Raw genomic sequence first — 7,415 nt, 5'->3', positions numbered from 1 at the left:
GCGCGGGCGAGAGCGGCCTGGCCCGCCTGCTGGAGCTGCACGTGTTCAACACCGCCGGCGACGCCGCCGTCGCGATCTCGCTGGCTGGCACCTTGTTCTTCACCGTTCCCACGGACGAAGCCACGGGCCAGGTGGCGCTGTTCTTGGTCATCACCATGCTTCCCTTCGCCTTCGTCGCGCCCTTGATCGGACCCTTCCTCGACCGCTTCCGCCGCGGCCGCCGCTGGGCTATCGGCGCAACACTGGCCATGCGCGCCTTCTGCTGCTGGGTGCTGGCCGGCGCCGTCTCGGGCGACCAGACATCGGCCGTGTTCTTCATCGCGGCGCTCGGATGCCTGGTCTCGTCAAAGGCGTACGGAGTCACCCGCGCCGCCGCCCTGCCTCGCATCCTCCCCTCAGACTTCACCTTGGTGAAGGCCAACTCCCGCATCTCCCTGACCGGCACGGCCGCCGCCGTCATCTCAGCGCCGATCGCCGGTCTCGCCGCCCTGATCGGGGCGCCGTGGTCGCTGCGCTACGCCGCGCTGCTGTTCGTGATCGGCACGGTGCTGGCCATCTTGCTGCCCGCACGAGTCGACTCCAGCGAGGGCGAGGAGCAGGTCGACCTGTCGGCCATCGCCGATCCGTCCCAGGACCGAGACAACCAGCGGCGGGGCATCATCATCACCCACGCGGTCGTCAACGGGCTGCGCAGCAACTCTGGGCTGCGCCTGCTGTCCGGGTTCCTCACCATCTTCATGGCGTTCCGCCTGCGCGAACCACCAGCATCGCTCGGCTGGGACGGGAGCCCGACGCTCCTGCTCGGTCTGGTGATCGGCGGCGCCGGCGTCGGCAATCTCCTGGGCATCTTGCTGGGCAACATCCTCAAGTCGCGACTGCCTGAGCGGGTCGTCATCGCGGTGCTGGTGCTGGACGTCACCGTCATGGCGACGATCGGGGTGCTGTTCACCTGGTGGACCGCCGTGATCTTGGGGCTCACCGTCGGCCTGTGCCAGTCACTGGGCAAGCTCAGTCTCGACGCCCTGATCCAACGTGATGTGCGCGAGAACGTGCGCACCTCGATGTTCGCGCGCTCTGAAACCTTGCTGCAGCTGTCCTGGGTCATCGGCGGACTGATCGGCATCGGCCTGTTCACCCTCGGCGCCAGCCCCCGTGTGGGCCTGCTCGTCGTCGCCGCGCTGCTGATCGCCTGGTTGGTGTTCGTCCTGACCCGTGCCTCGGACCAGAAGCCTCCCCGCCCGGCTGGCTAGAGCTCGAGCTCGGTGGCGACAGCCCGCAGCACCTGAGCGATCGGCTTGGCGTGACCGCGATCGGGGTGACGACCGTGCCGATAGCCCTCGCCGATGTCGTCGAGCATGCGGATGAGGTCCTCGACGATGATGGCGAGGGCCTCAGGATCCTTGCGACGTGCCTGAGACTGGGCTCGCGACACCGACGTGGCGGGGTCGAGCAGACGCACCTGCAAGGCTTGGTCGCCGCGGCCACCGGAGACGATGCCGAACTCGACGCGGAGGCCCGGTTTGAGGCTGGTCGTGCCCTCGGGCAGCGCGTCAGCGCGGACGTAGACATCCTCGCCGTCCTCGCGGCTGAGGAAGCCGAAGCCCTTCTCTGCGTCGTACCACTTCACCTTGCCCGTGGGCATGTCGTCACCTTTGCGTCTTCGGAGCTGGACCGTCGGTCCCCACCCTAGTGGGCAGCGCCTCGTCGCCCTCCCGGAAGGTGACGACGACGTTCTGAAAACCCTTGTGTCGCTGCGACTTGGCATAGGCGACGTAGGCTTTCTGATCGGCCTCGGTCAGCACGACGTTGTCGGTGAAGGGCGTCAACAGCGCCCGCGGGTACAACCGGCGCCGCAGCACCACGTTGACCTCGAGTCCGAGCATCACCATGATCGCGGCGACATAGATGAACGCGATCAGACCGAGGACCAGCGCGAAGGTCTGGTTGACCTGGTTGGCCTTGCCGATGACCTCGGTCACGTAGGTGTTGCCCACCACCTGCAGCGCCTGCCACAACACGGCGGTGAAGAATGCTCCCGGAAGCACGGATCGTGTCTTGGCGCGGCCGAGGCTGATCATGCGGAAGATCGCCACGAAGATGCCCAGCGTCAGGACGAAACCGACACCCCGCGAGACCGTGCCGACAGTGGCCTCCATGTCTGCGCCCATGGCGACGGGGTTGGCGAGCACGGCGGTCGCGATGGCCAGCGACAGGATCCCGATGCCCCCGATCGACAGGAGCACCAGACTGCGGAACCGCAGCAGAAAGGGATTGGCGCGACTGTTGCGCGGCACCGACCACGCGATGTTCGCCGCATTCTGTACTGCCTGGCCAAGACCCATCGAGCCGTACAACGCCGCCAGCGATCCGACGACGATCGCCGAGGTCGAGCCCTGCAGGCCCTCGGGGCGTCCGAGCTGGTCGCCGATGATCGGGAACTGGCTCAACGCGGAGTTGAGCAGCCGCTCCTGCAGATCAGGATTTCCCTGCAGCACGAAACCGAGGATCGACGTGCCCAGCAGCAGGATCGGGAAGATGGCGATGAACGCGTAGTACGTCATGATGGCCGACAGATAGGCACCCTGGTCGTCGAAGTACTTGTAGACCACAGCGATCGGGAAGCCAAGGACGCGGTGGCGTCGCTGGAAACCGTCGACGGGACCGATCGTTGCCGTCATGACAGGGGTCGCCTCACGCGGCAAGCCTGCCACAGCGCGCGACCGACCGTGGCTGCCCGCGCTACGCGAAGTCAGGCAGCTCGCGCTTCATGACCTTCCCGGTGGGATTGCGCGGCAGCTCGTCGAGGAACATGGTGCGACGCGGCACCGCGAACCGCGCGACGTGCTCCTTGGCGTGGGCCACGACCTCGTCCTCGGTCAGCTTCTCTCCTTCGCGCACCACGACGTAGGCCGCGAGGCACTGGCCCCAGTCCTCGTCGGGGATGCCCGTGACCACCACGTCGGAGATGGCTGGGTGCTCGATCAAGGCGTCCTCCAGCTCGCGCGGGAACACGTTCTCGCCACCGGAGATGACCATGTCATCGTCGCGCCCCGAGACGAACAGGCGACCATTCTCGTCGAAGTGCCCCAGATCTCCGGTACTCATGAGTCCGTCGGCGAACGTCTTGGTGTTGCCGTCGGTGTATCCGCCGAATGGCATGTCATTGCCCACGTGGATGACACCGGTCTCACCTTGGGGGACCTCGTGTCCGTCGGCGTCGAGGATCTTGACGGTCGTGCGGTGCGGCGGCACGCCGGCCGTTCCAGGTGCTTCACGCAAGTCGCGTGGGCTGGCGATCGTGACCCAGCCCGTCTCCGTCGCACCGTAGAAGTTGTAGACCGAGTCGGTGAAGGTGTCCATGAAGTGATTGGCGAGATCCCCCGCCAGGGCCGACCCGCTGCTGGCCGTGATCTTCAACGACGACACGTCGGTCGCCGCGACGACGTCGGGGTCGACTCCGACCAGCCGCTGCATCATCAGCGGGACCACGACGAGCACCTCGGCGCGATGCTTCTGGATGTCGGCCAGAACCAGCTTCGGATCAAATCGTCGTCGCAGCACGTAGGTGGGCGCCGTCGACAGGGCAAAGCCGAAGTTGATCAGACCCCAGGAGTGGAACAGGGGCGCTGCCAGCACGATGGTGGAGTTCCCGGTGAACGGGATGGCACCGAAGTAGGTCACCAACGGCTTGAGGTCCTTGGGCTCCTCGCGGCGCGCGCCCTTGGGCAGTCCCGTGGTGCCGGAGGTGAAGATGATGACGCTGCCGTGCTTCTCGGGCGGCTTGTGGCCAGCGGTCGGACGGCCAACGATGAGCTCGGCCACCGACGGCACGTCCGTGGTGTCGCTGTCGGCCCAGGTGAGCAGCAGCTCCTCACGCGGCAGATCCGCAGCGACCGGCAAGAACTCCTCGTCGAGCAGGACGAGCGCAGCCGATTCGCGCTTGGCCAGCTCACCGAGCTGAGACTTGCTAGCCATCGTGTTGAGCAGCAGCACTCGACCGCCGCGCTGCATGACCGCAACCATGGCCATGACGATGTAGCGGTGATTGCGCGCCAGCAGGGCGACCGAGTCGCCGGCGCCGACCCCGCGTTCGCGCAGGACGTCGGTGAGCTGGTTGATCTGCTGGGCCATCTCGCGCCACGTGAGGCTGCCAGCATCGTCGATGATGGCGACCTGGTTCGGGTAGCGGGCCGCGCAGGCGTGCACGCCCGAGGGGAAGCCGGGACCCCACTTGGCCAGCTGGACGCCGGCGCCAATGATGCGGTGCGGCAAGATCGGGGCGATCAGACCGATGCGCCGAAAGACCTTCAGGGTGTATGCGAGATCGCTCATGGACACACTCTAGCCACGTGTAACCGACGGTTACCGGCGGACGATCAGTGGGCGACCTCACCGCCGGCATGCACCCGGCTGGGAACCTACGGGAGGTCGTCGTGACTCCATTCCACATCGGTGCGCAGGATGCGCGCAGGGACCCCCGCCGCGACGGCGTGCGCTGGCACCTTCTGGCCGCGAACCACGGCACGCATCGCCACGACGGCACCATCGCCGACGTCGACGTGGCCGGTGACCACGGCGTCACGACACAGCCAGACGTGCCGGCCGAGCCGGATGTGAGCGCCGAAGGGATTGAGTCGAGCTCCGGTCTCACGGTCGGCCAGTCGGTGCATGTCGTCGGTCGCGACGTAGACATGGGCTGCCCAGAGCTGATCACCGAGTGCCACGATACTGCCGCCGTTGCGGGCGTCGACGACGGCTTCGCGCGTCGCCACGACCGGGCCGTGCAGCACGATCTGCGAATCGGCTCCGCAGTAGATGTCGCCGGCGGTGAGAACGCACTGCTGATCCACAAAGACCGTCGCGTGATCACCGCCAACCAGCAACGAGCTCAGCCACTCCATGGGAGAGCCCACGACGAGCAGCACGTCGTGGACCGGGAACAGGACCAGGTCGGCCAGGACGTGCGGCGGCAGCCAGGCGCCGTCGGCCAGGTAGAGCGCGTTGCCCCGGTCGTGCCACCACTGCGGCAAGGCGTCGACCTCGAGATGCCACGTGAGGGCGTCGAGCGACGTGGCCTCGACACCGGACGTCCGCAGTCGGTCACGATGTCGCTGCTCCACCCCCGCATCCTGCCACCCGTCCGTCAGGACGGTCGACCTGAGCCACCAGGCGAGGAGGAGCCTGCACACAGTACGACTCGACCACCAGCTCGGCGACTTCGTCCCACGACGTGTCGTCGTCGAGCACCAACCCGACGACATTGCTGCCCCCGACGCGCCAGCGAACCCCTGTCCAGGCGGGCTCGCGCTGACACTCCGGACACCCGGCGAGGGCTGCGTCGACACGCTGGATCCACGCCGCAGGAAGGTCCGGTCGCGATGCCACGCCAGAACCCTGCCATAGGTTGCAGACATGACTGAATCCTTCAGGCCCATCGAGGACGGAGTCTCCACCGACCTCCGCGATGAGATGACCTACGCGAGCTATCTGCAGCTGCCAGCTCTTCTCTCGGCACAGCAGCCGGTGTCGGGTCACCACGACGAGATGCTGTTCATCATCCAGCACCAGGTGACCGAGCTGTGGCTCAAGCAGCTGATCCACGAGCTGAGGTCGGCGATCGCGCTGATCGAGTCCGACCACCTCTCGCCAGCGTTGAAGCGGCTGGCGCGAATCAAAGCCATCCAGCGACAGATGTTCGAGCAGTGGTCGGTGCTGGAGACCCTCACCCCGGTCGAGTACGTGCAGTTCCGCGATTCCCTGGGAAAGGCGTCGGGTTTCCAGTCGCCTCAGTACCGCACGGTGGAGTTTCTGCTGGGCAACAAGAATCCGCAGATGATCAAGGTCTTCGACCACGATCCTGCGCTGCATGACGCGCTGCTGGCGGATCTGAGCTCGCCGTCGTTGTATGACGCCTTCCTGCAGCTGCTCGCCCGACGCGGGCATGACGTGCCGACCGAGATCTTGCACCGCGACCTCACCATCCCCTACGAAGCCCACCCCGGAGTGATCGAAGTGGTCCGGCGCATCTACGCAGACCCCCACGATCACTGGGACGCCTACGAGATGTGCGAAGAGCTCGTCGACGTCGAGGAGAGCTTCCAGCTGTGGCGGTTTCGGCACCTCAAGACCGTCGAGCGGATCATCGGTTTCAAGCGCGGCACCGGCGGCTCCAGCGGGGTGCACTTTCTGCAGCGCGCCCTCGAGCTCACCTTCTTCCCCGAGCTGCGCGACGTCCGCACCCACCTCTAGGAGGCGCAGAACGGCCCCGGACCGTGCGGTCCGGGGCCGTTCAGGCGGTGCTGTGCGGACTAGAAGCCCATGCCGCCCATGCCACCCATGTCGCCCATGTCGGGGGCGCCACCGGCACCGGCCGGCTCGGGCTTGTCAGCCACGACGGCCTCGGTGGTGAGGAACAGCGCCGCGATGGATGCCGCGTTCTGCAGGGCCGAACGCGTGACCTTGGCCGGGTCGATGATGCCCGCGGCGATCAGGTCGATGTACTCGCCCGTCGCTGCGTTCAAGCCATGACCGTCGGGCAGGTTGGCGACCTTCTCGGCCACGACACCACCCTCGAGACCAGCGTTGATGGCGATCTGCTTCAGCGGCGCCGACGCGGCAACGCGCACGATGTTCGCGCCCGTGGCCTCGTCGCCCTCCAGCGTCAGCTTCTCGAACACCGCCGCAGCGGCCTGGACCAGCGCGACGCCGCCACCGGCGACGATGCCCTCTTCGACAGCAGCCTTGGCGTTGCGCACCGCATCCTCGATGCGGTGCTTGCGCTCCTTGAGCTCGACCTCGGTGGCCGCGCCGACCTTGATGACCGCGACGCCGCCGGCCAGCTTGGCCAGACGCTCCTGCAGCTTCTCGCTGTCGTAGTCCGAGTCGCTGTTCTCGATCTCGTTCTTGATCTGGCTGACCCGGCCGGCGATCTGCTCGGCGGAACCGCCGCCTTCGACGATCGTGGTCTCGTCCTTGGTCGTGACGACCTTGCGGGCCGTGCCGAGCAGCGTCAGATCGGCGTTCTCGAGCTTGAGTCCGACCTCCTCGCTGATGACCTCGCCACCGGTGAGAATGGCGATGTCGGCCAGCATGGCCTTGCGGCGATCGCCGAAGCCAGGAGCCTTGACGGCGACCGACTTGAAGACGCCCTTGAGCTTGTTGACGATCAGCGTGGCCAGAGCCTCGCCCTCGATGTCCTCGGCGATGATGACCAGCGGCTTGCCGGACGCCATGACCTTCTCCAGCACGGGCACCAGGTCCTTGATCGAGCTGATCTTGCTGTTGACGATCAAGATGTACGGATCCTCGAGCACGGTCTCCATGGAGGCCGGATCGGTGACGAAGTAGCCCGACAGGTGGCCCTTGTCGAAGCGCATGCCCTCGGTGAGCTCGAGGTCCAGGCCGAAGGTGTTGGA

8 protein-coding genes are annotated in these 7,415 nt (G+C 66.6%); 2 read left to right on the top strand and 6 right to left on the bottom strand.

The genetic code is table 11. The features are described 5' to 3' along the window. The coding region (locus WB508_RS05140) for an MFS transporter (protein WP_423843806.1) at positions 1 to 1,250 on the top strand (1,250 nt) is incomplete at its 5' end. Here WB508_RS05140 and WB508_RS05135 read toward each other — a convergent pair. The 5 genes from WB508_RS05135 to WB508_RS05115 all read right to left on the bottom strand — a co-directional run bounded on the left by WB508_RS05135 (position 1,247) and on the right by WB508_RS05115 (position 5,385). Next, a complete protein-coding gene (locus tag WB508_RS05135; protein WP_423843805.1) occupies positions 1,247 to 1,642 on the bottom strand; it encodes a cold-shock protein in 396 nt (131 codons plus the stop codon). The two genes, WB508_RS05140 and WB508_RS05135, sit on opposite strands and share 4 nt — an antisense overlap. Positions 1,643 to 1,646: 4 nt before the next feature. Next, positions 1,647 to 2,678 (bottom strand): YihY/virulence factor BrkB family protein, encoded by a 1,032-nt coding sequence (locus WB508_RS05130; protein WP_423843804.1) that lies wholly within the window; start codon positions 2,676 to 2,678, stop codon positions 1,647 to 1,649. Positions 2,679 to 2,739: 61 nt separating this feature from the next. Further along, positions 2,740 to 4,332 (bottom strand): AMP-binding protein, encoded by a 1,593-nt coding sequence (locus tag WB508_RS05125; RefSeq protein WP_423843803.1) that lies wholly within the window; start codon positions 4,330 to 4,332, stop codon positions 2,740 to 2,742. 86 nt (positions 4,333 to 4,418) lie between these two features. Next, positions 4,419 to 5,120, bottom strand: coding sequence for an acyltransferase (locus tag WB508_RS05120; protein ID WP_423843802.1), 702 nt, complete (start codon positions 5,118 to 5,120; stop codon positions 4,419 to 4,421). Beyond that, positions 5,101 to 5,385, bottom strand: coding sequence for a hypothetical protein (locus tag WB508_RS05115; RefSeq protein ID WP_423843801.1), 285 nt, complete (start codon positions 5,383 to 5,385; stop codon positions 5,101 to 5,103). The genes WB508_RS05120 and WB508_RS05115 overlap by 20 nt, the downstream gene beginning before the upstream one ends. Before the next feature lie 27 nt (positions 5,386 to 5,412). Here WB508_RS05115 and WB508_RS05110 point away from each other — a divergent pair, with 27 nt between their 5' ends. Next, on the top strand, positions 5,413 to 6,249 hold the full coding sequence (locus WB508_RS05110; protein WP_423843800.1) for a tryptophan 2,3-dioxygenase: 837 nt from the start codon (positions 5,413 to 5,415) through the stop codon (positions 6,247 to 6,249). 59 nt (positions 6,250 to 6,308) lie between these two features. On the opposite strand, the gene groEL is transcribed toward WB508_RS05110, so the two are convergent. Next, the coding region (gene groEL, locus WB508_RS05105; protein ID WP_423843799.1) for a chaperonin GroEL at positions 6,309 to 7,415 on the bottom strand (1,107 nt) is incomplete at its 5' end.

It is taken from the genome of Aeromicrobium sp. (assembly GCF_049586495.1).
In the GTDB taxonomy this organism is placed as follows: domain Bacteria; phylum Actinomycetota; class Actinomycetes; order Propionibacteriales; family Nocardioidaceae; genus Aeromicrobium.
The sequence above is the reverse complement of the archived record's forward strand: the minus strand, read 5'-3'. Positions and strand labels throughout refer to the sequence as shown.

Excerpts from the sequence above, each read along its gene's own strand:
- WB508_RS05110 (WP_423843800.1), top strand. The coding sequence starts at position 5,413 with ATGACTGAATCCTTCAGGCCCATCGAGGACGGAGTCTCCACCGACCTC.
- WB508_RS05125 (WP_423843803.1), bottom strand. The coding sequence starts at position 4,332 with ATGAGCGATCTCGCATACACCCTGAAGGTCTTTCGGCGCATCGGTCTG.
- WB508_RS05135 (WP_423843805.1), bottom strand. The coding sequence starts at position 1,642 with ATGCCCACGGGCAAGGTGAAGTGGTACGACGCAGAGAAGGGCTTCGGC.
- WB508_RS05130 (WP_423843804.1), bottom strand. The coding sequence starts at position 2,678 with ATGACGGCAACGATCGGTCCCGTCGACGGTTTCCAGCGACGCCACCGC.